The sequence below is a fragment of the Gardnerella sp. KA00255 genome (assembly GCF_049244095.1).
In the GTDB taxonomy this organism is placed as follows: Bacteria; Actinomycetota; Actinomycetes; order Actinomycetales; family Bifidobacteriaceae; genus Bifidobacterium; species Bifidobacterium vaginale_F.
The window spans coordinates 457,368-482,671 of sequence record NZ_CP058374.1; the positions used below are offsets into that span (position 1 = coordinate 457,368).

Below are 25,304 nucleotides of genomic sequence, written 5' to 3' on the forward strand. Positions count from 1 at the left end.
AGCACAACGCACTTAACCCAACACTCTTAGCACAAAGCAGCACGACTTAGCACAAGGCAGCGTGAAGAGTTGTAGCAGAACCGTCTGTAAGACTTGCAACCTGGTCAATAGCCACTCTAAGCCGCTCATCGTCATTAGTGCACTCGTTCCAATCCCCTACGAATACTTCTTCCATAGCATCGTGCGGACGAGGAGATTTACTCATAAAAACTTCCACTAAATCGGTAATGATTTTCTGCTCACGCCTATAAAACTCACGCTCGCGAGGAGCAATAATAAAATGAACAGCTAAACTTTTTAGCATAACCATTTCATAACTCGTGTTTTCTGGAATCACAACATTCGCACGATATCTGATTAACGCCCCATCGCCATATTTTTCACGAGTTGCTTTTTCAACAGAAACAGCAAAACGTCCTATAAGCATACTTGTTATATTTTTTAACTTAGCTAAAGATCTGCGTGAACCGTCGAAATTTTCCGGAAAAACATTAAGCTTACGCAAACGTTGAAAAGCTGCTAAAAGCTTATCGCAATCCCATTGCTTTCCATACCATGCATGAGTATCTTCAATAACACTGTCCGCTAAAGAAGGATCCGATACGCATTGTGTGTTAAAAGCGCCTACAACAATCGCATCCTCAATATCGTGCACGCTATAAGCAATATCATCTGAAAGATCCATTATTTGGCATTCCATTGGACGCGAGTTTTTAGGAGCACCAATTTTCAGCCATTCAAACACGTCGCGATCATCTGGATAAACGCAGAATTTCAAATCACGCTCACCTTTATCGTGCGCTTTTGCTTCATCCAATCCCCACGGATACTTTACAGTAGCGTCTAATGCTGCTCGAGTAAGATTAACCCCTGCACTACTGCCATTTTCTCGAAAAACTTTCGGCTCCAAGCGCGTAAGTAAGCGGAGGGTTTGGGCGTTACCTTCAAAACCGCCAATATTTTTCGCTATTTGTGCAAGCACGCGTTCGCCGTTATGACCAAAAGGAGGATGCCCCAAGTCGTGTGATAAGCAAGCGCAATCAACAACATCCGGGTCGCATCCAAGCATTGCCGCAATTTGCCTACCAATTTGAGCAACTTCCAAAGTATGCGTCAAACGAGTACGCACAAAATCATCCGATCCTGCAACTAAAACCTGACTTTTTGCTCCGAGTCGACGCAATGCAGAAGAGTGTATGATTCGCGCACGATCACGCTCAAAAGGAGTACGAACACGCGTATGATGAGGCTCACTCGCCCAACGCTCAGTGTCGTGCAAATCGTATTCGCCAACGACTTCATTATCTGATGCAATTACTTCGTCGCACATACAACACCTCTTTTATTTGCAATTAAGGCTATTATTAACCTTTATTAACCTTCTAAAAATCAAGCAGCAACAAACTATATAAGACTTTTTGCATCCAATCTTGCAATATCGCTAGAAGATAGCACTTCGTAAGCGTTGCGGTAAAGCCGCGGCACGCGAGGCCCGATTCCAGTCATGATTTCGTAGCTGATTGTCCCTGCAGCTTCTGCCCAATCGTCTGCAGTAGGCTCAGCAAATTCCACGCCTCTTCCAGGTCCAAAAAGCGTTACAGTATCGCCTTCACGAACGCCTAACTCTGCAGCATCGCCTTTTAAATCAACTATGAACTGATCCATGCAAACTCGCCCTGAAACGTTCAAAATTCGAGCGCCCTTATTGGTTTCCACTCTCACTGGTCCGCCCGGCTTATCAACATGACGCGCACCTTGCATATCAAATCCTGAAGCAGAACGCAAAATACCATCAGCGTAACCAAGCGGCACAATAGCAGTACTCGTATTATTTGGAGTTAAATACGTGCGCCCGTAGGAAATTCCATGCCCTTCTTCTACAGCTTTTACAGTGCCAAGTTGCGCTTGAAGCGTCATAGCTGGTTGCAACCCATAAGTTTGTGAATCCCCCATTGCAGGATCCGGCTCGTATCCATACAAACCAATTCCTGGTCGAACAAGCTCAAAACGAATTTCAGGACGATTAAGCGTTGCAGCAGTATTCGCTAAATGACGGATTTTAGGAGCAACCGATGCTTCTTTCATTCGTTTTGTAAACTCGTGGAATTGTTGGATTTGCCTGTCAGTTGCATCTACAAATTCCGGAACATCAGGAGAATCTGCCACAGCTAAGTGACTCCATTGACCAATAACCTCAATCACGCCTTCGTTAGAGTATTGTTGCAATTTTTCTAAAGCGGCACTAAAACCTTCTGGAGTGAAACCGTTTCGTCCAAAACCAGTATCGACTTTTACGTGCACGCGCGCATGTTTACCTAACTTTCGTGCAGCAAAAGCTACAGCATTAAGCGAGTCAATAGAGCCTACTGAAATATCGATATTCTCTGTAATTAGATCTGCAAATCTCGTAGTTGGAGCGCTAGTAAGCCAAGTGAGAATATGACAACGGCTGGAATCAATACCAGCCGCACGCAAACGTAACGCTTCGTACGGTTGAGCTGTGCCAAGCCAAGTAGCACCTCCAGCTAAAGCTGCGAGCGCACTAGGAATAAGCCCGTGACCATATCCGTCTGCTTTTACGACTCCCATAACTTCCGGCGCATTCTGACCAGGCTGCAAATCTTGACTAACTCGCGCAACCAAAGTGCGCATATTGTCTCGAAGCGCCTTCAAATCGACAATTACCTGCCCAGGGTATACGCTTAACGCGCGAGCATAGTTTTCAGCAAGTACTTCATTATTTACAAACTCACTTTGCTGCTTATTTTCGCTCATATTATTCCCTTATTCCCTTCGATTGCACAACTTCAATCGCAAACCTTCAAATTCGCATGCACTTTGTATATATGTAACTATATTAGACTGTAGGAAGCAAAAGCTGAAATATTAGAATTTACATTATTGCTGCGTTTACAAGAGCTTGAGTATAAGAATGCTTAGGATTATTAAGCACGTCACTCACTCTACCTGATTCCACAAGTTTTCCTTCATTAATAACCATAACGCGCGTTGCTAAATGCCCGATCATACCCAAATCGTGACTAACGAATATGCAAGCCATGTTTTTGCGCTCAGATCGAATTCTTGCAAAAGCGTCAAGTATTCTAATTCGTTCAGCAACATCGATAGCACTCATCGGCTCATCGGCTACTAAAACTCGCGGATTGTTGATTAAAGCTCTCGCAATCGCCACGCATTGAGCTTGACCGCCAGAAAGTTCGTGAGGGTATCTTTTTGCGAAAACAGAAGGATTTAATCCAACTAATTTCAACGTTTCGTCTACCTTGTTATTAATTGTTTCAGCATCAATATTTAATTGCTTACGCCAGATTTTTAAAGGCTCTGCCACGCTTTCTCTCACAGTCCAGCGCGGATCTAATGCCGCAAACGGATGCTGGAACACAAGCGAGGATTCTCGTCTAATAAGCGTATAAGCATTTTTATTTACTTTTGATAAATTAGGATTATTTACGACTTCACCGCAATAGGTAACATTGCCTTCGCAAAGAGTTTCAAGCCCAAGCATAGCGCGTATAAGAGTTGTTTTGCCGGATCCAGATCCTCCAATAATCGCTAAAGATTCACCTGCGCAAACATGCGCATCAATACCTTTTAATACTTCTAAACGATTTTTCGCCGAACCCAATATCACGTGAACATTTTTTGCCGTTATAAGCGCATTTTCTTCGCTACTGGCATTGATGGTATTTGATTTTTTGGAACTCTCGCTTAACGAATCTAAATCAGAACCCAAATCGGTACCTTTGTTTTCAGAAGTCGAATCAGAACCCAAATCGGTACTCGAATCAGAACCAGCTCTTAACGAATCTAAATCAGAACCCTCGTTTAATGAACCCAAATTTTGCGCTCGCAAAGTCAATTTTCTAGCTGCATCCACTAATTGCTTAGTCGAAGAAATACGCGGATTATCAAGCAAATTCTTAACATTTTCACTATCGATCACACGCCCAGAATCAAGCACATAACAACGATTAGCAGCACGCGAAAGCACCGAAAAATCATGAGTTACAAAAAGCATTGAAGCGCCCATATCGTCCACAAGCGAAGTAAGCATTCGCACAACTTCACTCTGAGTAACCGAATCAAGCGCAGTAGTAGGCTCATCAGCCAAAATCAAACGCGGAGACGTAATCAAAGCTGTAGCAATACCAACTCGCTGCTGCTGACCTCCAGAAAGCTCAAACGTGCGTTTAGATGCTAATTTGCTTGATAATCCAACCTTCTCTAGCATTGAAATAACGCGATTATGCACGTCATCCGCATTCAGACGATAATGTATGCGAAGCGGCAAAGAAACCTGCTGTTCTACTGTCAGCAAAGGATTTAGCGCGCGATTAGCCTGCTGAAATACTACTCCAACGTATTTTCCGCGAAGATTCGCTAAACTCTCTTCCTTTGCTTTAACAGTTTGAATATTGCCAAGCATGCAAGAACCTGAAACTTCAGCATTTGACGGCAGTAATCCAGTTATCGCTCGAATAAGCATCGATTTTCCAGATCCGGAAGATCCGATTAATCCAACTCTTTCGCCATCCTCAATCCTAAGCGTTACGTTATTTAATATGCTTACATTGCCAAATTTCACACTAAGATTTTGAATATCAACGCTCATTTTCCCCTACTTTATTCGTACTTTTTGATGAAGGATCTAAAACTTTGCGCAATACATCACCTAAAAGATTTAGAGCAACAACAACCAGCGTAACAACCAATCCAGGCCAGACAACCGATAAAGGATTTACATGAATCAACGAAACAGAAGTAGACAAGACTCGTCCCCAGCTAGGAACCCCTGAAGGAACACCAATACCCAAATACGTTAAGCCACTTTCAGCCAAAATCACAGTTCCAGCAGAAAGCGAAATCTGCACCATTGCTACAGGCATAATATTTGGAATAACATGTCGAAAAATCACACGATTCCTAGACGCGCCTTGCGAAAGCGCAAAATTTACGTAATCTGATTGCAAAACCAGCTGAGCACTTGGACGAATAATACGAGCTAAATTCAAACCATAACCTATACCGCATGCCAGTATAATCACGATAACTGTAGTTCCAAGCGGCACAACCAAAATAAGAGCTATAAGCACAGTAGGTATTGAAATTAACGCGTCAACAATTATTACAGAAGCTCCCTGAATTAAAGGCGATTTTGCAATCATCAAACCCAATAAGCCAAATCCAATAGAAATAGCAACGCATACAGTGCAAATAACAAGCAATAATTCCATACTGGAACCAGCCATAATCCAGCTAAGAGTATCCGCACCCGCGCCATCAGTACCAAGCCAATGATTAAAAGAAGGATTTTGCCACACGTTATTACCGTTTGTTGCAAGCAAAGGATAAGGAGTCCAGAACACAGAAATAGCAGAAACTATCAACCATAAACTTAAAACTATGCAAACAAATTTTCCGCAACTTGCGTGCCAAATGCGATTCAAAATCTTTAACATTACTTCACGCTTTCCCATCTTCATCATTGCTATACGAATCCTTAGCAAGACGTGAATCAAGCAAACGATGAGAAATGTCAACAATAAAACCAACAGTTAAGAAAAGCGCAGCAAGCATAAAAAGCTCACCTTGCACGGCAACAAAATCACGTAAGCCAACATCTCGAACCATACCCATTCCCAATCCAGGCAGTGAGAAAAGATTTTCGATAACCATAACACCCGTAACCATATGCGCAAAAGTTAGTCCAATAACAGAAACTAATTGCGGCAACGCAAGCCTCAAACCAACTCTCCATACAACCTGTTTGCGCGTCATACCGCATGCCATAGCTTGAGATGCAATCTCACTTCGCGAAATATCTTCAACAGCAGCGCAAGTGTATCGCATAAAACTAGAACCAACTATGATTCCAACAGTTAAAGCAGGCAAAAGAAGCGAAAGAAAAGCCTCTGTAAAATCACTCCAACCATCCGCAGGAAAATCCTGAGTCGGCAAAATACCAAAAATTCCAATACCCTTACCCAGTAGAAGAATAAGCAATAATCCACCCCACAGAGCAGGTATAGACCCGGCGATTAAAGCTGAAAATCGCGACAAGGATTGAGCTAATTTGCCTTCATGCGTAACTTGCCAACAGCCAAGCGGCACACCGATTAAAAGCGCAATAGCAAGACCTAATAAAATCAGTGGGAACGTGACAATAGCCCTGGACGCGATTACTTTAGAAACCGGTATTCCCGTAATCATAGAAGCGCCAAAATCGCCGCGCAAAATACCGCAAATCCAGTCAAAATACTGCGTGTACAACGGCTTATTCAAGCCAATCTCAGCGCGCAATTGTTCGACTTTACCCTGCGGAGCGTTAAGGCCGGCCATGACTTGCGCAACATCTCCCGGAAGCACTCGTAGCGCTAGGAAAACGACTACAGAAATGCCAAGTAAAGCAAGAATAAACAGCAATACTCTGTGGCAAATCATGCGCAACATAAAATGCCTCCTTTCTTAGTGAGTTTTCGCATTGAAGAAGTAAACAAAAGTAAGAAACCTTCCCCGACTTTGTTTACTTACACACCCAATAAGTAAACAAAACCAAGAAACCTTCCCCGACTTTGTTTACTTACACACCCAATAAGTAAACAAAACCAAGAAACCTTCCCCGACTTTGTTTACTTACACACCCAATAAGTAAACAAAACCAAGAAACCTTCCCCGACTTTGTTTACTTAGCGCCCACTGCTATCTCGCTCGCAAGCGAGGTCTGCCTTCGTTTTTACTAACGAAGGCAGAACAGATTTACGCGATAAGGAATTAGAAACTAATCAGCGCCTAGCAAATAAAAATCAGCTAAGTCGCAAATTGTACAGCGGCAAAATCTCCTGATTCATGTCAAACGGCATTCCTTCAAGATTCTTCACTTTCGCAGTAGTTACGCGATAATTAAACAGCCAATCAGCAGGAGCATCCTCGCTAATAATTCTCGCAGCTTTAGCAAGCAACTTGTAGGATTCTTTAGAATCAGTGCTAAGCATCGCCTTCGCATACAAATCCTGGACTTGCTTATTGTCGTATCCGTAGTAATACGTAGGATCCGCCCACTGTCCAAAATCGTGACTCTCATTGTGATCTACCATCGACAAATCATACTGTTTATTCTTATAAACATCCTGAAGCCAAGTAGTAAACTCAACAACATTAACTTTCAAATTGATTCCAGCAGGCTTAAGCTGCGAGCGCAACTGATCGCCAATTTGCGTGCCATAAATATTCGGATAAGTAAGCGTCAAATCCATAGGATGAGATTCGTCAAATCCTACTTCCTTCATCAAGGTCTTAGCGCGCTGCAAATCATGCGGATACAACTTAGTCAAATCCTCATAACCAGGGTCAAGAGAAGGAATCGGGCCTCCAAGAGCCAAGTCCACTCCTCCGCGAGAAGCAATAATCTGCTTGTGGTCAATCGCGTAACGAATCGCTTGACGAACTCGCTTATCTTTTGTGCGCTCGCCCTTCATGTTCATAGCCAAAACGAACTTATCGGTACCATTTCCGGCTCGAACATCATACTTCTTAGAATCATCCTTGAAAGGCTTGGCGAGTTGACCAGAAATAGGAGCTAATGCTTGCACGGAACCAGAAGAAAGCGCGTCTATTGCGGCATTGTCATCCACAAAATAGCGAACTACGATTTTCTCAGTTTTAGCAGTGTTAGCGCCTTTGTATTTAGGATTTGCCTTCAAAACAACGCGATCATTAGGCATAAACTTTTCAATTAAGTATGGGCCAGATCCAATAGCTTGAGTTTTCGCATCATATTTTGCGAGCTTATCAAAAACTAATCCAGATCTTCCGCACAAAGCCCACAAAAGCGTAGAATTTGGCTCTTCAAGCTTGATTTCAAAAGTATAATCGTCTGTAGCTTTAGCAGACTCAACTTTTCCAACCATATTCGATCCGCGATATTGCTTCGAAACAAGCTCGTTAAACGACCATTCTGCATCTTTAGCCGTAAGCTTGTGACCATTAGAAAATACGGCATCTTTACGCATATGGAACGTATATGTCAAGCCGTCTTTGCTTATATCCCAGCTTTCCGCAAGCGAAGGCGATACTTGATTCTTTGAATTGCGAACAACAAGCCCCTCGTAAACGTTGCCGATAAGCAGCTGATCGAGCGCTGAACCTGATTGGTTACGAATATCAAGATTTGTAGGAGCTAATTTCAAGCCGATTGTGACTGTTTTATGTTGCATAGCGCCAGTTGACGATTGTGAATTATTCAACTTCTGCGACGCAAATAAAGCACCGACGAATACGAAAATTAGAACCACTACTGTAAATACCCAGCCGTTTACTAATTTGTGCTTTGAGAAATATTTTGGTGACTTTTCTGCATTATTCAACGACTCATCTGTGCTAGCAGAACTATCATAGTTGTTATCTGAATCGACAGAGGATTTGGCTGAATCGACAGAGGATTTATCAGTTGATTTATAAGTCGCGCCGCTTTCTTCGTGCACGCTTTCTTCGGGTGATTTATTACCCATACCATAACCTTTCCAAATGGCATTAAAATGGCATTAAATATTAAATTGTCATTTTGTTATTTTTGTCATCTTTATTATTTTTATTATTTATTGTTTTTATTTTGCTTTTTAATTTTTGCTTTCTGATTTGTTTTATTAACTTTTAATCGCTCGACGCTTGATTACATAGTGCTCAAGTCACCGGCCTTACTAATCGTAGTCCATTCACATGTCATGATTGTTATTGGCGAGTCCAAACGCACAACCCTACAAACGCATAACCCTACAAACGTATAATCGTCCAATCACACAACCCTACAATCACACAAACATCTTATTTAACGAGAAAAATTCATAATACGCATAACGCAAAAATTCACAATGTATCTAATACAAAAATTCACAGTTCATCTAATACGAAAATTCACAATATTACTAACGCAAAAAATCATAGTGTAGATAAAGTTGTAATATTAACAAGGGTATATCCTACGAATGTGCTTAAATGCCAACAGAGCGTAAACCTGAAAACGTCTTTTGCACGCATAAAGCATGCAAATTTACATGCAGTCAGCGCGTTTACAGATTCGTAAAAACAAAGTTTAAAGCGAGGAATGATGTCTGAAAATTTGAATACTACAGCAACCGTGAACGAATCCTCAGATCCGCAAAATAAAAGCGGCGAAGACCGTACAGCATTGAACCGTCAATTGGCGCAAATGCTTAAAGGCGGCGTGATTATGGATGTCACCACACCTGAGCAGGCGCGAATTGCTGAGGATTCTGGAGCTTGCGCAGTTATGGCTTTGGAGCGTATTCCTGCTGATATTCGCGCAGCCGGCGGCGTTTCTCGTATGAGCGATCCAGCAATGATTCACGGAATTCAAGAGGCTGTGTCTATTCCTGTTATGGCAAAATGCCGTATCGGTCACTTTGTTGAAGCTCAGGTGCTTGAGGCTATTGAGATCGACTACATTGACGAAAGCGAAGTGCTTTCCCCAGCAGACGACGTATACCATATTAATAAGCGCGATTTTGCTGTTCCTTTCGTTTGCGGTGCTAAAGATTTGGGCGAGGCTTTGCGCCGAATTAACGAAGGCGCTTCAATGATTCGCACTAAGGGCGAGCCTGGAACTGGTGACGTGATTCAGGCAGTGCGCCACATGCGCATGATGAATTCCGCAATTCGTAAGCTTACAAGCATGCGCGAGGATGAGCTTTTTGAGGAAGCTAAGAATTTGCGCGTGCCTTTCGAACTTGTAAAGTACGTTGCACAAAACGGCAAGCTTCCTGTTGTTAACTTCGCTGCTGGCGGTGTTGCTACCCCAGCTGACGCTGCTTTGATGATGCAGCTTGGTGCTGAAGGCGTGTTCGTTGGCTCCGGCATCTTTAAGTCTGGAGACCCAGCAAAGCGCGCTGCTGCAATTGTTAAGGCTGTAACTAATTACAAGGATGCCAAGATGGTTGCTAAGCTTTCCGAGAATTTGGGCGAAGCAATGGTTGGCATTAACGAGCAGGAAATCAAGATTTTGATGGCTGAGCGCGGCGAGTGATTGAGGCGAATGATTTTGACAGACTCACCTATCAATACTGATAACTCCGCTGCTGGTTCCGCTACTGGTAACTCCACTGCTGATAACTCCGCTCACACTGTAGCAGTTTTAGCTGTTCAGGGTGCTTTTCTTGAACATCGTTTAATGCTTGAGAAACTTGGCGCGCGGGTTATAGAGCTTCGGCAGGCGCGCGATTTGGAGCAATCTTTTGATCGTTTAGTGTTGCCGGGCGGAGAAAGCACCGTGCAAGCTAAGCTTCTTCGCGAGCAAAATATGCTCGAGCCTTTGCGCGAGAGAATTGAAGGCGGAATGCCTGTTCTTGGCACTTGCGCAGGATTGATTTTGCTTGCGAAGCACGTGGAAGGTAACGAGGTTAACGGCTTCGGCACTTTAGACGTAACAGTTAAGCGCAATGCTTACGGCCGACAGCTCGGAAGCTTCCATTGCGAATCTGAGTTTGGAAGCCATAATAGTTCGTTAGATCTTGGTAAAGTGCCGATGACGTTTATTCGCGCGCCTTACATTGCAGAGGTCGGCGCTAATGCTGAGGTTCTTGCAACTGTTGACGGTCACATTGTTGCCGCGCGCCAAGGTAACCAAATCGGTACATCCTTCCACCCAGAGCTTGACGACGATACGCGAATCCACCAGCTTTTCCTGGATTTGTAATCTGATTCTTAATCGCATCGTAAGTAAAAGCTTAAATCTTACATAAGTTACATACAAAATAGCCTTCGCAAGTAGCAATGTTGCGGAGGCTTTTTGATTACAGACACTAACGCAGTGCGACTACTGCGCGAAGGTCTTATAATCGCCAACCAGAGACCATAACGCAGAACACAATCTGCAATAGCAACACACTTTTTAACGCTGACGTCAAAAAGTCATCAAAATACAAAAGTTTTTAACGCGGACGTCAAAAACTTTGAATTTTATGTAAGTTTTTGATATCATGATTAAAAAGTTAGAAAAGTAGAGTAAATGTTCAAAAAGGGAGATTGCTGTGATATACAATTCAGAAACACACGCACTCATAAATCGCCCAGAATACCTAAACCAGCTTATTGAACATAAAGACGTAGACTTGGTGAAAATCGTAACTGGAATTCGAAGGTGCGGAAAATCTTCACTACTCGACCTTTTCCACAAACATCTGCTTAATTCCGGCGTAAACGAAGACCACATTATTCACATGAATCTTGAGTCGCTTAAATACAGAAACATTACAAATTACGCGGAACTGTACGATTATATAAGCGAACGAATTCCAGCAGACTGCGCAGAAATCACAGAACCACAAACTGCATCACACAATGTAAACAACAACACCAATAACAACACCAAATCCACAAAAACTTATCTTATTTTTGACGAGCTTCAAGCAGTAGAAAATTGGCAAAAAGCAGTAGAGTCGTTCCGCATTGATTTCAACGTTGACATTTACATTACAGGATCCAACGCGTATTTACTTTCCAGCGAATTTTCAACGCTACTAGCAGGTCGTTATGTTGAAATCCGCATGCTGCCATTATCCTTCAAAGAATTCCTAGACTTTTACAACTTCCCAGCAAGTGCATCAACAGACGAAAAGTTCCAAAAATACTTGCAATTTGGCGGAATGCCAGTGCTAAGCGAGTATAAATTCAACGAAGCGCGTAGCATGCAGGCTTTGGAGGGAATATATTCAACCGTTATTTTACGAGACGTTTTGCAAAGAAATGAAAAAGCAGACCAAATTGTTTTACAAAAACTTATGACTTTCTTATGCTCAACTATTGGCAGCACAACTTCCCCAAACAGCATAAGTAAATCGCTTCGAGCTGAAGGAGATATTGAAAAAACTACAGTATCTGTTGCTAGCAAAACTGTTAGCGATTACATACGCATGCTAAGCAACGCTTTTATTATTTTTCCAGTACAACGCTACGATATTCAAGGCAAAGAGCTTCTGAAAACGCTTGGAAAAAATTACGTTATTGACTTAGGTTTCCGCAATATGCTTTTAGGATACAGGGGAACAGATCGCGGACACATTATAGAAAACATTGTATTTCTTGAACTTATTAGACGCGATTATCGCGTTTATATTGGAAAAGTTGGTAGCACGGAAGTAGATTTTGTTGCAGAAAAGCCTAACGAAAAAATATACGTTCAGGTAACCGAAAGCATGCAATCTCCAGAAACGCGCGAACGCGAGCTGAAGCCATTACGCGCCATTAAGGATAATTATGAAAAAATCGTAATTTCAATGGATCGCGATTACATAAACTCTTATGACGGTATTAAGGCGATTAACCTTACGGATTGGCTGCTTAAGTAAGCGCGCTCCGACCTGCTTAAGTGCTCGCTTTGAAGGAGTCTGAAATTATTGGAATTTCAGACTCCTTCAAAGCGTGATTTGGCTCAATTGTGAAGCACAGCGTGCTTCACATGCCAAATCAGCCGAACGGCTATGCCGTGAGGATTAGCGCTGTTTAGTGTGCTTGCCGAAGGTGGCCAAAGCAGTGCTTGGAAGCACAGACGCGACCCATCCATGACGACCGAATGCGCCAGAAACAGCGAATATTGAGAACAGTCCAATAGACAAGAACGTAAACATAACAGCCGACTGGCCTCCAGTATGCGGCAAAGGCACTGGCTTAACAAAGGTCTCCAAATAGTACATCGTAGTGAAGAACGTTACAGGAGACATTGGATTATCAGGCGCAGCACCATCTTCACCTTCGCCAAGTTCTGTCCATGCGCAAGTACTTCCGCTTGACTTCTTAAACATGATTTTATAAGTACTGCCCTGTTCTTCAGGTTCAGGCTCAGGTTCAGGAACTTCATCAGGATTTTCATCTTCATCATCGACATCTCTTACAGATTGCGATTCTCTTGCGGATTGCAATTCCTTTACACGCGATTTCAACCTTGCACTACGCAAGCCAGAATTAGAATCTTCTTCACCACCAGTATCTTCCTTTTGATTATTATCTATAGCATACCGCAACTTTGAAGCGAAACTATTTTTTACAATTCTGTACGCATAATCCTGCGATTTTTCGTTCTTTTGCCTCTCTAAAGTACCCGAATTATACAGTGCAGGAACATTATAAGTAGTGCCACCAGTAGTTCCACCCGAGTCACCGCTACCATCACACTTACATGAACCCATATCGCCAGGCTCCATTAGCTTGGCTTTAACAGGAATGTAGTATGCAGTATTTTTAAGATCCTCATTGTTTGAAATTGTATCTAAAATCGTAACATTATTAGTTACGACTATATTATCGCTGTAACCGTTCTCATCGAAGGAGAATATTTCACCCGTAGCAAAATTACTTTTGATAGGATCATCATCAGTATTATTCTCAAAACCACTAGACTGCAAGTTATTCGCAATCAACGTGCCTTTAAAACCACTGAACATACTATCAACAGAAACAGTAGTAGACTTAGAATTAGTAGGTTTTGTAAAGTTCTTATTGCTGAAATCTAATATAAGACTGTCGCCACTTTCTGCTCCTGCATTGGAAAACATCGAACTAAGATCCGTAACTTTTGAAATATCCCACTTGCTTAAATCTGCAACGCCGGTAAGTTTTTTGCAATCAGAAAACATGCTAAACATATTCGTAACATTGCTAACATTCCACCCTTCTAGACCTTTAAGATTACCCAAGCGAGTACAACCACTGAACATGCTAAACATATTCGTTACACTGCCAACATTCCAGCCGCTCAATGCACTTATATCAGCCAACCCTGTTATTTCTACTACTACATCACCTTTTTTGTTTGTATGCTCAAAGTAGCAATTGGAGAACATGCTGCTCATGTTCTTAACATTGCCAACATTCCACTTTTCTAGACCGCTAAGATTACTCAAGTTAGTACAATTGTTAAACATGCTGCTCATGTTCTCAACACTGCCAACATTCCACTTTTCTAGACCGCTAAGATTACTCAAGTTAGTACAATAGCTAAACATGCTGCTCATGTCCGTAACACTGCCAACATTCCAGCTGCTCAAAGGTTGAAGACTAGTTAAACTACCACAATTACTAAACATGTCGCTCATCTTCTCAACACTGCTAACATCCCAATCTTTCAAAGGATCAAGACTAGTAAGACTGCCGCAAGTGTTAAACATGCTGCTCATGTCCGTAACATTGCTAACATTCCACTTTTCCAAAGGATAAAGACTAGTAAGACTGACGCAATTATAGAACATTCTAGACGTGCTAGCTAATTTGCTTGTGCTGCTATTACTTGTATTCCAATTATCTAATCCTTTGATATTTTTAAGATTAGAGCAATATGCAAACATGCCATCCATTTTTTTAACGTTACTTACATTCCACTTTCCTAAGCCTTCAGTACTTTCGATGTTGCCGCACAGCGCAAACATTACCATCATGTCTTTAACGTTATTTACATTCCACTTTTCCAAAAATACAAGCGAACTCATACTCTTGCAGTATTCGAACATACCGATCATTTCCTCAACGTTTTTCGTATCCCAACCTTCCAAACCAGTAAAATCTGTTATGCTGGTGCAACCCTCAAACATTCTGTTCATGTTTATAACATTGCCAACATTCCACTTACTTAAAGGTTTAACCGAAGCAATCGCCATCTCACCTGCATACCCGTCTACTGGATTCAAAGTATCATGTTGATCTTGGTTCTTAATAACAGACGCGAACATTCCAGACATACTTCTAACATTGCTCACATCCCAATTTTCCAACCCTTTAAGAGATTTCAGACTAGTGCACCCCTCGAACATGTTGCTCATGTCTGTAACATTGCTCACATTTCTAGCCTTGCTATCCTTGCTAGCTGTCTTTACCCAACTACTCAAGGCACTTATATCAAACCCCTTCTCCTGACTATTCTTCTGAACCTCACGCACAAAATCAGGATCAGAAGCGCATTGATTGAACATTCCACTCATGTTCGTAACACTGCTTATATTCCAATTTTCCAACCCTTTAAGAGATTTCAAACTCGTGCGACCCTCAAACATTCCAGACATGTCTGTAACCTTGCCAACCTTATTTGCCCAACTACTCAAGGCACTAATGTCCGTTAAATTGTCTGAACCATATAAAAATTCATCCTTATTCTCATTACCTTCACTGCCCAGTATCTTAGTCCCTTTACCTTTGAACATGTTGCTCATGTTCGTAACACTGCCAACATTCCAATTAGCCAAACCATCAAGTTCTTCAATACCAGTGCACCCCTTGAACATGTTTTTCATATTCGTAACCTTGCTCACATCCCAATCTCTCATACCTTTAAGATTTTGTAGATTCGCGCACCCCTCGAACATGCCCTCCATATTCGTAACCTTGCTCACATCCCAACCAATTAAACTCGTTGGATCATAAAAATTAACATAAAAGAAATCAACAGCCAGTGAGGAATCCTTAAACAGATACGACATATCCGTAACATTACTTACATCAAAGTTTTTGCCATTACGAATGTGAAAAACGTTTGCCCCCGAAAAAAGACCTTCCTTATCTTTTGACAAACTACCGTAGCCATACGCTTTAACACCGTCTACAAAATCGATTTCGCCATCACCAGCAGAGAGAGACTCAATTTTTTCACGAATAGCATAAAATGCACCACTCTTCTCATTGGCACTGATAGCACATTTAGCTTCCCCTGATGGAGACTTAATCGTAACTTTAGTATTATCCTCGTTAATTTCAGCCACGCAAGCAGGAAGATTTTTAACGTCTTCTAGGCTTAATTTCTTACCAGCGTTGTCCGCATCGCGATCTTTGCCCTTAGTTTTTTTATCGTCTTTGCTATCTTTTTTAGAAGCTTTGTTAGCATTTTTGTCAGCATTTTTGTCAGATTTACCAGATTTACCAGATTTTACAGCATCTTTATTGGCATCTTTGCCAGCAGTTTTGCCATCACCTTTGCCAGCAGTTTTGCCATCACCTTTTCCAGCAGTTTTATTGGCACCTTTGCCAGCATTGCTGTTATCTGCAGACCCCCCCCCCATTAGGATTTTTAACAGTTCCCTTATTACCTACAGTACCTTCTCTATTAGCTTCCCCTCTACCAGCTTCCCCATTAGCTACCCCATCATTCCTCTTACCTTCTTTTTTATCTACCTCTTTAGCCTTCTTATCTCCTTTATCCCCTTTAGCAGTCTCCCCTTTAACTCCTTCTTTTTTACCAGCTTCCCCATTAGCTGTTCTGTTACCAGCTCCCCCTTCACCCGACTTATTTTGACCCCTATTATTCTCGGCAGCAGCAGCCAAAACAGCAGCAAACAATGGATTCTTCGTCACCTTGGCATAAGCCAGCCCCGGCAACACAGTTACGCTTAAAATCATAGAAATTACACATGAAACGGCGCCTATTGCCGAAAGAATACGATGCTTCCTACTCTCCTTCATCAAACTACCTCTCAAATGTAAACAAATCCACTACCGGCGTATAAACAGGACACAAAACGCATCTCCAAGAAGGTTCACCGGCGAACGCAATCTTTACACACTCGTTTTATATTATACACTCACGCACATAAATCGGAATAGCGAAATTTATTCGTGTAATACTAAACGTGTAGTACTAAATGTAGAAAACTAAACGTAAATAATTAAACATAGAAAACTAAACGTAACGAATTAAACGCAGCGAACCAAACGTATAGAACTAAACATAGAAAACTAAACGTAGAAAATTAAACGTAACAAGCACATCGCCATTGATGCGTTTGTTACAAAAATAGAATAAAAACGTAAAAATAGAATAAAAAATATACACAACTGGGGCTGAAATCCACTATAGCTTTAAGAATTTCACTATAGCCTTGCGAATTCCACTATAAATTATGAAATCCACTATAGCTTTACGAATTCAACTATAGAATCGCAGTGAAATCCACTATAGCCTTGCGAATTCTAACCCCAGTCGAGTACTCACTTACTTGCGATGAGCGCGATAGAAGCGAATCAAGCTCTGGGTAGAAGCATCCTGAGCTGCCAAAGCTTCATCATCCTTAGAGATTGCAGGAGTAATCTGCTTTGCAAGCTGCTTGCCAAGCTCCACACCCCACTGATCGTAGGAATCCAAGCCCCAAACAGTGCCTTCAACGAAGGTGATGTGCTCGTAGAGAGCAATCAACTCGCCCAAGCTAAATGGAGTCAAAGCATCGCCGAAAATGGACGTGGTTGGACGGTTGCCCTTGAACACGCGAGCTGGCACAATCTCTTCTGGAGTTCCTTCAGCGCGAACTTCGTCAGCAGTCTTGCCGAAAGCAAGAGCCTTAGTCTGTGCAAGATAGTTGCCCAAGAAGAGCTCGTGCACATCCTGATCGCCATCCTTAGTAGGATTTGGCGTGTTCACGAAAGCAATGAAATCAGCTGGAATAAGCTGAGTGCCCTGGTGAATCAACTGGTAGAAAGCGTGCTGGCCGTTAGTGCCTGGCTCGCCCCAGAAGATTTCGCCGGTTTCGCTTGTTACAGGAGTGCCATCCCAGCGCACAGACTTACCGTTGGATTCCATGGTGAGCTGCTGCAAATAAGCTGGGAAGCGGTGCAAGTACTGATCGTATGGAAGCACAGCGTGAGAAGCAACCTTGTAGAAGTTGCGGTACCAAACGTTGAGCATACCAAGAAGTACAACAACGTTCTTCTCGAATGGGGTTTCAGCAAAGTAAGTATCGATTGCGTGGAAGCCCTTCAAGAACTCTTCGAAGCGCTCTGGTCCGAGAACTACAGCCAAAGAAGTGCCAACAGCGGAATCCACGGAGTAGCGGCCGCCAACCCAGTTCCAGAATCCGAAAGCGTTGGTTGGATTGATGCCGAACTCTTCAACCTTCTCAAGGTTGGTGGAAACAGCCACGAAGTGCTTAGCAACAGCTTCAGCCTTCTTTGCGTCGCTTCCGTCAATAGCACCGCACTCCTGGAGCTTGTTAAGCAACCAGGTGCGAGCAGTACGAGCGTTGGTCAAAGTCTCCAAAGTAGTGAAGGTCTTGGAAACAATGATGAAAAGCGTGGTTTCTGGATCCAAATCCTTGGTCTTTTCTGCCATATCGTTTGGATCGATGTTGGAAACGTAGCGAGCGCTAATACCAGCGTCAGCATATGGCTTCAAGGCTTCGTAAACCATGACTGGACCCAAATCAGAGCCGCCAATACCAATGTTTACAACGGTCTTGATGTTCTTGCCGGTAACGCCCTTCCAAGCGCCGGAACGAACTTCGTTAGCGAAATCGTAAATGCGACCCAATACTTCGCGCACGTCTGCAACGGTATCTTGACCGTCAACAATGAACTTGCCAGCATCCTCTGCAGGACGACGCAAAGCAGTGTGCAAAACTGCACGATCTTCGGTATTGTTAATGTGCACGCCGGTGTACATTGCCTTAGTGCGCTCGTCAAGCTTAACTGCCTTTGCAAGGTCAGCGAAAAGCTTAAGAGTTTCAGGCTTAATCAAATTCTTAGAAAGATCGAAGTGGAGATCTCCAGCTTCGAAGCTCAACTTATCCACGCGATTTGCATCCTCGGCAAACCACTTCTTCAGGCAGACGCCTTCTGATTGCAACTCGTCGTAATGCTTCTGCAATGCAGCCCACTCTGGGGTTTTTACGGCGTCAACTGGCGGATTGATGGCCATTGTAAGGTCCTTTCATATTCTGTAACGTGACGTGATGTGCGGTTTATGCCGCTCTATGGCAAACCGCTACTATGACAGATTCCGTTCGCGCACGTATATCGTATATATAACGTATAGCGCTATGTAACGCATAACGCATAAATAACGCTATATAAGCCACATAACTGATATATAACGAATACATAATGTATAACGATATATAACGGATATATAACGATATATAACGCGCGCAACGCAACTATCGCATCACAATCATCCACTTCACAAGATACTCACAAAAGAAGACAGAAGTACACGATATTCGAACGTAACATCACTACTAACTCACTACCAACGCGATACCAACTCACTACTAACACGCCACGCAGTAGACAAATCTAAAAAAATATAGTAAGCTTTCGTATTCGTGCGCGAGTCGCGAATGCTTCTCGGGCAACATGCCACTTTAGCTCAGTCGGTAGAGCGTCTCCCTCGTAATGAGAAGGTCGACAGTTCGATTCTGTCAAGTGGCTCTCTAGCCCGTTCGGGTGTATAAATATTTTATTTGTATTGTCCGATAGGTTTTACTTAGCGGATTTGCTATATGCGGATTCACTAACTGTGGATTTGCTATATGATGAATGCTGATCTGCTGGTTGGCTGGCTTGTAGATTTGCGGATTTGCTAATCTGCTGGTTGCTGATTGACCGGTTGGCAAATTGGCTAGATAACGCGCGAGTGGCGAAATGGTAGACGCGCAGGATTTAGGTTCCTGTGTCTTACGACGTGTGGGTTCAAGTCCCATCCCGCGCACTTTCTGAGACTTAAGCGGATATGTCTCATATTCCGCTGAGATTTTTTTATTTTCCATCACCAGTTATGCATTAAACGCATATGCCTGAAATATACATTGACACCACATATAACACCACTTATACTTTTATAAAACCTTTAAAAATCAGCATAATATGAAATCAAATATGACTAAAACAAATAAAGCTAGCAAAAATATCACTCACAAAAACAACGCCAAAACACTCACAAATAAAACACTCAGCTACTACATGTCACTCCCATACAAGCTGGAAATTGTAAAAGATCCAGATGAAGGCGGATTTGTGTCCTACTACCCTGATTTACCAGGATGCATAAGTTCGGGAGACTCAGAACAAGAAGCAGCAGCAAATGCGCAGGACGCTAAGCACGCTTGGCTTGAAGCAGCTATTGAAAGCAAAATCAATATAAAAGAGCCATCTCGCACTGAATTAAATGACTATTCCGGACAATTCAAATTGCGTCTTCCTAAAGAATTACACAGACAGTTGGCTGAGCAATCTCAAGCTGAAGGAATAAGCATGAACCAGTATTGCGTATATCTTCTTTCGCAAAACAACGCTATTGAACGCGTGCTTGAGCGAGCGTAGAAAATAAATACCTAGCTACTTTGCTAGCAATCACCAGCAATTACTTGCAATGCAACTTCAATGCCTCGAAGCATATCAGCTAAACTCATAGAACTCGTACTCGGCTTATCGAGAATCTGCTCAGGCAAATACGGAACGTGAATAAAACCGCTCTTAATCGGCAATTCCATAGTCTGGCAATAATGACAAACACTGTAAAGCACGTCATTGCATACGTACGCACCCGCAGAAAAAGACACAGACGCCGGCAATTTCGCTTTACTCAAAGCCTCAACTATGCTCACAACTGGCAAAGTCGCTTTATACGCCACATCGCCATCTTGCACAACAGGCTCATACCAAGGCTTATATCCACTATTATCCGGTATGCGCGCAGCTCTACAGTTAACACCAACATACTCGACGTTAAAACAAGCAGAACCGCCAAATTGCCCTAACGAAAGCACAGCATCAGGGTGAACTTCCTCTATTTTCTCAATAACTTTTCGCGCGCCCTTGTTAAATTCCGTAGGAATCTGCAAACGAACAAGTTCCACGCCCTCAGGCGCATGCACTGATTGCGCGATCTCCCACGACGGATTTATAGACTCATTATCAAACGGCGTAAAACCAGTAATCAAAATACGCATTACAATACCCCTAATACAACTCTCACTTATCAAAACATTAAAACGCATCACAAAAACTTTACATATGTGAATGTCGTTGTATATAAACTGTATACAAACTGTATATAAACTGTATACAAACTGTATACAAACTTCAGGATTCCACTACGTAATTCATGTTCGCAAAAAGATTAGTGATAGTCATATTGCGAAATAACCACACAGCTCACCCACAACACGCACAGACCTTTACCGCACTACAAATCTGTTCTATCTGCCCATTGTTCACACTGCTTTATAACAGTTTCAAGTGCATACTCTAAATCGCTAGGAGGGTATTTATACTTATTGAGAAGACGTTTAACGCAAATTCGCATTCTAGCGCGTACTGTTTCTTTCTTTTGCCAATCAATAGTGCGATTTTTACGTAATGTTTCTGTAAGCTCTTTTGTGATAGCAACAAGCTGATCATTCTTGTAACGATCTTTTATCGCTTGCGGCTTCGTCAAGGCATCATAAAAAGCAAGCTCTTCATCAGTAAGGCCAAGTTCTTTACCAATACTTTTTTCATGCATAATCTGTTTGGCCATATCAAATAATTCTTCTATGACCTTTTCGTTGGTAATCATGCCATTAATGTATCTATTTATAATACTTTGCATTATTTCGCTAAACTTTTCAGATTTTACAACATTTGTCTTTTTGTATATGCGAACCTGTTCCGAAATAAGACTTTCCAAAATCTTTACAGCAATATTCTTTTCCTTCATTTTTGAAACTTCACTCATAAATTCAGGGTCAAATATTGAAAAACCTTCCTTAAAATCGGAGAAAAGATTTATAACACCCTCACTTTTAATACTATTTTTAAGAAGATCGTTAATTCTGCTATTCATCTCTTGAAGAGAAATTTTCTTGCCAGATCCGCTATAACTTATACGAGATAAAATAACGCGTACAGACTCAAAAAATGCCGCTTCAACTCTTAAATCACGCTCAACAATTGACGAGCATAAAGATAATACTTGATGCAATAGAAGCGCTTCTTTTACAAAATTCTTTAATTCTTTCTCTTTACTTACATCGAGTATAAAATTGACTGCTCCAGAAACAGCTTTTGATCTTTCTAAATTAGTTCCATTAACAAATTTTGAATAATCATATCCATAAAAAAGATCTTTGCAAATCGACAATTTTTCTAAGAATTTAGGATAAGCAGAATGAGATATATCCATATCACCATAATTTTCTTTATCCCTAACAGTATAGTCTTTCATAGCCTGCTTCAAAGCAGAAATAATGCCTACATAATCTACTATTAAGCCACCTTCTTTACCTGCAAATACTCTGTTTACGCGCGCAATAGTTTGCATAAGGTTATAGCCCTTCATCGGTTTATAAATATACATGGTCGAAAGCGACTGCACATCGAATCCAGTAAGCCACATGTCAACAACTATCGCAATCTTCATATCACTATTGTCATCTTTGAACTCTTCTGCAAGAGCCTTACGATGACTTTTATTGCCTATAATTGCTCTCCACTCTTCAGGATCTTTGTTGCTTTCAGTCATTACAACCTTGACTTTTTTATCCCATTGAGGTCTTAATTCAAGAATCTTATTATAAATTTTTATTGCAATTTCACGAGAATACGCAACAATCATTGCCTTGCCTGTTAAAAGATTTTCGCGATAATTCTCATAGTGATTAATAATGTCTTTAACAAGTGAGTCTATTGTTGAATCATTACCAAGAATTGCATCAAGCGTTGCAACTTCTCTCTTACTTTTCTCAATGACTTCAGAATCAGCATAATCAGCCATTGCGTCATATTCATTATCAATCATGCGTAAAGTTGATTCATCAAGCTTAAGTTTTACAACTCTACTCTCATAGTAAACTGGAGTTGTAGCACCATCTTCAACAGCTTGAGTCATATCATAAATATCGATATAATCACCGAACACTTCGCGAGTATTTCTATCTTTAGCTTCAATAGGGGTTCCAGTAAACCCTATAAAAGTTGCGTTAGGCAGAGCATCCCTTATAACTCGCGCATTGCCTACTTTAATTTCTCCTTCACTGTTTACTTTTTCAGAAAGACCATATTGACTACGATGCGCTTCATCAGCCATAACAACAATGTTTTTGCGATCTGATAATGGCTCAGAAGATTCTTCAAACTTTTGCATAGTAGTGAAGATAATTCCGTTTGCTTTTCTTCCTTCAAGCAAACTCTTTAAATTATTACGACTTTCAGCATGTTTAGGCTCTTGCCTAAGAAAATCCTTGCACTTAGCAAACTGAGAATATAATTGATCGTCTAAATCATTTCTATCAGTAATAACAACTATTGTTGGGCTGTTTAAGACTTGTTGAAGCAAGTGCGCATAAAACACCATAGACAACGATTTTCCACTGCCTTGTGTATGCCAAAAAACACCGCCCTTTCTATCTGTTTCCGACGCATGTTTAGTTGATTTAATAGCTTTTTTAACAGCAAAATATTGGTGGTAGCCAGCTAAAATTTTTATTAATTCACTACCATTTTCTGAAAAGCAAATAAAGTTTTTTATAATATCAAGCAAGCGTTCTTTAGTAAACATGCCTTCAAAGAAAGTATCGAATTGCGCATATTGCGTATTTTCATAGCTTCCATCTTTAGATTTCCAACACATAAAACGATCTTCTTTGGAAGTAATAGTGCCAGCCTTACTCGTAAGCTGATCACTTATAACGCAAATGCAGTTGTATATGAACATGGAAGGAATCTCTTGCATGTAATTCCTAATTTGCAAATAACCTTCTGAAGCATCAGTGTTTTCTCTAGAAGGAGATTTCAGTTCCATTAAGACTACTGGTAATCCATTAAGGAACAAAATAACATCAGGTCGCTTATTACTATTTTCAATATATGTCCACTGATTAGCTACAACAAAAGAGTTATTATTCTTATTTTCGTAGTCTGCAAGGTAAATAATATCTGAATGTTCTTCACCATCTTCAAAATATTTTACTTCAACGCCATTTTGCAAATAATTCATGAATAATTCATTCTTTTGCACAAGTTCTGCATTCTCAAAGTTTTTGATTTTGCTCAATGCTGCTAATATCGCATGTTTTGATGCACTAGGATTCAGCCTATACAGAGCATCATTAAGCTCTTCTTCGTATAAAGGGCTATGAAAATCACGTTCTAAATCTGGAGCATATACATGCCTATAACCCATATTTTGAAAAAGCTCTATTATAGAATTTTCATAATCTGCTTCAGTATATGATTCTGACATGCTTCACACTCCATCGTATTAGGATTTCTATAATTATCCTACTATTTGAGAAGTTTTGCACTATATAACACAATTTATTTAGATAAACAAGAATTTAGAGCAGCAAATCCAAGAACTATATAAAGAATGGTTTATTACTAATCGTGAAGCCAATTGGCAGCGTATACCTTTGTCAGATATTATATTTTTTCAAGAAGGTCCAGGTATCCGAAATTGGCAATATGTTGAAGATGGTGTCAAATTCATCAATATTAGATGCATTAACAATGGACTAATTGATACTTCAACCGCCAATAAAATATCTTTAGAAGAAGCAAGTGGAAAATATTCTCACTTTATGCTTGAACCATATGATATTGTTATGTCTTGTTCAGGTACTTTGGGTAGATATGCAATTGTTTTACCTCAAAATTTACCATTATGCTTAAATACTAGTGTCATTAGATTTAGACCTAAGCAATACAAAGACGACTATTCATTTGTGTATGGTTATATGACTTCTAAAGAGTTTTTAAATCAACAAATCACTATGGCTAATGGCAGTGCTCAGGTTAATTTTGGACCAACTCACTTAAAAAAGATTGAAATAGTTGAACCACCTGTTGAAACAAGGAAAAAATTTAATGATTTAGTTTTCCCGTTAATTGAAACTCAAATATCATTACGAGCAGAAAATACTCGCCTAGTAGAGATACGAGATACTTTGCTTCCTTGCTTAATGTCTGGTGAAATTGATGTGTCCGAGGTTGAAATTTAAGCCGCTAAATTCTTGTTTATTGCTCTGTTGTTTTTAATCTTTTCATCTGTTTTTCGTAAAACGGAAGATATTCTCTTTTGTTCACCAATTTCTGGCAACTCAAATGTGTACTCCCTCATTTGCTTTAAGGAAATATTTTTTATTGTTGTTCCTGTTGCATTGCTCTCAAGATACTGCTTAAATGTCGGCGAGGAAACGATATAATATATAAAATCTTTGTCTACAGATTCTTTAACATTAAAATAGCAGGCGCTTTTTCCAAGAATTATTTTTTCTGAGTCATATACGCCAACATTACCCAAAGTTCCGTTTATGGAAACTAGAATTGTTCTATTTGTTAATGGTTTCTTATACTTTTCATATTGGCTATAATCAACTCTTTTTGTTTCTTTTTTTATTAGTATTTCACCATCTACGAGGTTATTCCCATTAACAAATGCGTATTCTCCATTTTCTGTATATTTAGGTGTTCCGTGTAGTCCGTCCCCCAAAATATCAGTACATTCTTCCAAGGTAGTGGTTCTCCATTCAACCATAGTTTTTCCT

General features: G+C 40.9%; 17 protein-coding genes and 2 tRNA genes. 7 read left to right on the forward strand and 12 right to left on the reverse strand.

The annotated features are described in order from the left end of the window. Positions 1-46: 46 nt before the first annotated feature. The 6 genes from HXT51_RS01770 to HXT51_RS01795 all read right to left on the reverse strand — a co-directional run bounded on the left by HXT51_RS01770 (position 47) and on the right by HXT51_RS01795 (position 8,528). The gene (locus tag HXT51_RS01770; RefSeq protein WP_103084059.1) at positions 47-1,330 is read right to left on the reverse strand and encodes a deoxyguanosinetriphosphate triphosphohydrolase; all 1,284 of its coding nucleotides are present in this window, start codon (positions 1,328-1,330) and stop codon (positions 47-49) included. A 74-nt stretch (positions 1,331-1,404) separates the two neighbouring features. After that, the gene (gene alr / locus HXT51_RS01775; RefSeq protein ID WP_103084058.1) at positions 1,405-2,775 is read right to left on the reverse strand and encodes an alanine racemase; all 1,371 of its coding nucleotides are present in this window, start codon (positions 2,773-2,775) and stop codon (positions 1,405-1,407) included. A 118-nt stretch (positions 2,776-2,893) separates the two neighbouring features. Continuing rightward, a complete protein-coding gene (locus HXT51_RS01780; protein ID WP_103084057.1) occupies positions 2,894-4,633 on the reverse strand; it encodes an ABC transporter ATP-binding protein in 1,740 nt (579 codons plus the stop codon). Beyond that, complete coding sequence (locus tag HXT51_RS01785; protein WP_180978556.1) at positions 4,623-5,480, reverse strand: ABC transporter permease; 858 nt, start codon at positions 5,478-5,480, stop codon at positions 4,623-4,625. The genes HXT51_RS01780 and HXT51_RS01785 overlap by 11 nt, the downstream gene beginning before the upstream one ends. A 4-nt stretch (positions 5,481-5,484) precedes the next feature. Beyond that, positions 5,485-6,471, reverse strand: coding sequence for an ABC transporter permease (locus HXT51_RS01790; RefSeq protein ID WP_103084055.1), 987 nt, complete (start codon positions 6,469-6,471; stop codon positions 5,485-5,487). 353 nt (positions 6,472-6,824) lie between these two features. Continuing rightward, on the reverse strand, positions 6,825-8,528 hold the full coding sequence (locus HXT51_RS01795; RefSeq protein ID WP_103084054.1) for an ABC transporter substrate-binding protein: 1,704 nt from the start codon (positions 8,526-8,528) through the stop codon (positions 6,825-6,827). Positions 8,529-9,226: 698 nt separating this feature from the next. On the opposite strand from HXT51_RS01795, the gene pdxS reads away from it, so the two are divergent. The 3 genes from pdxS (at position 9,227) to HXT51_RS01810 (ending at position 12,380) form a co-directional block, all read left to right on the forward strand. After that, on the forward strand, positions 9,227-10,060 hold the full coding sequence (gene pdxS, locus HXT51_RS01800) for a pyridoxal 5'-phosphate synthase lyase subunit PdxS (protein WP_421776795.1): 834 nt from the start codon (positions 9,227-9,229) through the stop codon (positions 10,058-10,060). 9 nt (positions 10,061-10,069) lie between these two features. Then, the gene (pdxT, locus tag HXT51_RS01805; protein WP_421776628.1) at positions 10,070-10,729 is read left to right on the forward strand and encodes a pyridoxal 5'-phosphate synthase glutaminase subunit PdxT; all 660 of its coding nucleotides are present in this window, start codon (positions 10,070-10,072) and stop codon (positions 10,727-10,729) included. A 334-nt stretch (positions 10,730-11,063) separates the two neighbouring features. After that, positions 11,064-12,380, forward strand: coding sequence for an ATP-binding protein (locus HXT51_RS01810; RefSeq protein ID WP_421776629.1), 1,317 nt, complete (start codon positions 11,064-11,066; stop codon positions 12,378-12,380). A gap of 144 nt (positions 12,381-12,524) precedes the next feature. Here HXT51_RS01810 and HXT51_RS01815 read toward each other — a convergent pair whose 3' ends face one another. The 3 genes from HXT51_RS01815 to pgi all read right to left on the reverse strand — a co-directional run bounded on the left by HXT51_RS01815 (position 12,525) and on the right by pgi (position 18,697). Next, on the reverse strand, positions 12,525-16,073 hold the full coding sequence (locus HXT51_RS01815) for a BspA family leucine-rich repeat surface protein (protein ID WP_421776630.1): 3,549 nt from the start codon (positions 16,071-16,073) through the stop codon (positions 12,525-12,527). Then, on the reverse strand, positions 16,051-16,473 hold the full coding sequence (locus HXT51_RS01820; protein WP_421776631.1) for a DUF1317 family protein: 423 nt from the start codon (positions 16,471-16,473) through the stop codon (positions 16,051-16,053). The genes HXT51_RS01815 and HXT51_RS01820 overlap by 23 nt, the downstream gene beginning before the upstream one ends. A 529-nt stretch (positions 16,474-17,002) precedes the next feature. Further along, positions 17,003-18,697: a glucose-6-phosphate isomerase gene (gene pgi / locus HXT51_RS01825; RefSeq protein WP_103084051.1), complete on the reverse strand. Its 1,695-nt coding sequence runs from the start codon at positions 18,695-18,697 to the stop codon at positions 17,003-17,005. Positions 18,698-19,136: 439 nt separating this feature from the next. On the opposite strand from pgi, the gene HXT51_RS01830 reads away from it, so the two are divergent. The 3 genes from HXT51_RS01830 (at position 19,137) to HXT51_RS01840 (ending at position 20,100) form a co-directional block, all read left to right on the forward strand. After that, positions 19,137-19,209 (forward strand) — tRNA-Thr (locus tag HXT51_RS01830). Positions 19,210-19,408: 199 nt separating this feature from the next. Continuing rightward, positions 19,409-19,489, forward strand: a tRNA-Leu gene (locus HXT51_RS01835). Between the two features lie 167 nt (positions 19,490-19,656). Continuing rightward, positions 19,657-20,100 (forward strand): toxin-antitoxin system HicB family antitoxin, encoded by a 444-nt coding sequence (locus HXT51_RS01840; protein ID WP_421776632.1) that lies wholly within the window; start codon positions 19,657-19,659, stop codon positions 20,098-20,100. 23 nt (positions 20,101-20,123) lie between these two features. On the opposite strand, the gene HXT51_RS01845 is transcribed toward HXT51_RS01840, so the two are convergent. Together HXT51_RS01845 and HXT51_RS01850 are read right to left on the reverse strand one after the other, a co-directional pair. Continuing rightward, entirely contained in the window at positions 20,124-20,729 is a 606-nt protein-coding gene (locus HXT51_RS01845) for a pyroglutamyl-peptidase I (RefSeq protein ID WP_421776633.1), read from the reverse strand. Between the two features lie 236 nt (positions 20,730-20,965). Further along, entirely contained in the window at positions 20,966-24,001 is a 3,036-nt protein-coding gene (locus HXT51_RS01850) for a type I restriction endonuclease subunit R (protein WP_421776634.1), read from the reverse strand. A gap of 169 nt (positions 24,002-24,170) precedes the next feature. Here HXT51_RS01850 and HXT51_RS01855 point away from each other — a divergent pair, with 169 nt between their 5' ends. Continuing rightward, the gene (locus tag HXT51_RS01855) at positions 24,171-24,758 is read left to right on the forward strand and encodes a restriction endonuclease subunit S (protein WP_421776635.1); all 588 of its coding nucleotides are present in this window, start codon (positions 24,171-24,173) and stop codon (positions 24,756-24,758) included. On the opposite strand, the gene HXT51_RS01860 is transcribed toward HXT51_RS01855, so the two are convergent. After that, positions 24,755-25,294: a restriction endonuclease subunit S gene (locus HXT51_RS01860; RefSeq protein ID WP_421776636.1), complete on the reverse strand. Its 540-nt coding sequence runs from the start codon at positions 25,292-25,294 to the stop codon at positions 24,755-24,757. The two genes, HXT51_RS01855 and HXT51_RS01860, sit on opposite strands and share 4 nt — an antisense overlap. Positions 25,295-25,304 lie beyond the last annotated feature (10 nt).

What these genes read in the sequence shown, in the direction of transcription:
- HXT51_RS01770 (WP_103084059.1), bottom strand. Translation starts at nt 1,330, where the DNA reads ATGTGCGACGAAGTAATTGCATCAGATAATGAAGTCGTTGGCGAATAC.
- alr (WP_103084058.1), bottom strand. Translation starts at nt 2,775, where the DNA reads ATGAGCGAAAATAAGCAGCAAAGTGAGTTTGTAAATAATGAAGTACTT.
- HXT51_RS01780 (WP_103084057.1), bottom strand. Translation starts at nt 4,633, where the DNA reads ATGAGCGTTGATATTCAAAATCTTAGTGTGAAATTTGGCAATGTAAGC.
- HXT51_RS01785 (WP_180978556.1), bottom strand. Translation starts at nt 5,480, where the DNA reads ATGTTAAAGATTTTGAATCGCATTTGGCACGCAAGTTGCGGAAAATTT.
- HXT51_RS01790 (WP_103084055.1), bottom strand. Translation starts at nt 6,471, where the DNA reads ATGTTGCGCATGATTTGCCACAGAGTATTGCTGTTTATTCTTGCTTTA.
- HXT51_RS01795 (WP_103084054.1), bottom strand. Translation starts at nt 8,528, where the DNA reads ATGGGTAATAAATCACCCGAAGAAAGCGTGCACGAAGAAAGCGGCGCG.
- pdxS (WP_421776795.1), top strand. Translation starts at nt 9,227, where the DNA reads ATGCTTAAAGGCGGCGTGATTATGGATGTCACCACACCTGAGCAGGCG.
- pdxT (WP_421776628.1), top strand. Translation starts at nt 10,070, where the DNA reads ATGATTTTGACAGACTCACCTATCAATACTGATAACTCCGCTGCTGGT.
- HXT51_RS01815 (WP_421776630.1), bottom strand. Translation starts at nt 16,073, where the DNA reads ATGGGGGGGGGGTCTGCAGATAACAGCAATGCTGGCAAAGGTGCCAAT.
- HXT51_RS01820 (WP_421776631.1), bottom strand. Translation starts at nt 16,473, where the DNA reads ATGAAGGAGAGTAGGAAGCATCGTATTCTTTCGGCAATAGGCGCCGTT.
- pgi (WP_103084051.1), bottom strand. Translation starts at nt 18,697, where the DNA reads ATGGCCATCAATCCGCCAGTTGACGCCGTAAAAACCCCAGAGTGGGCT.
- HXT51_RS01840 (WP_421776632.1), top strand. Translation starts at nt 19,657, where the DNA reads ATGACTAAAACAAATAAAGCTAGCAAAAATATCACTCACAAAAACAAC.
- HXT51_RS01845 (WP_421776633.1), bottom strand. Translation starts at nt 20,729, where the DNA reads ATGCGTATTTTGATTACTGGTTTTACGCCGTTTGATAATGAGTCTATA.
- HXT51_RS01850 (WP_421776634.1), bottom strand. Translation starts at nt 24,001, where the DNA reads ATGTCAGAATCATATACTGAAGCAGATTATGAAAATTCTATAATAGAG.
- HXT51_RS01860 (WP_421776636.1), bottom strand. Translation starts at nt 25,294, where the DNA reads ATGGTTGAATGGAGAACCACTACCTTGGAAGAATGTACTGATATTTTG.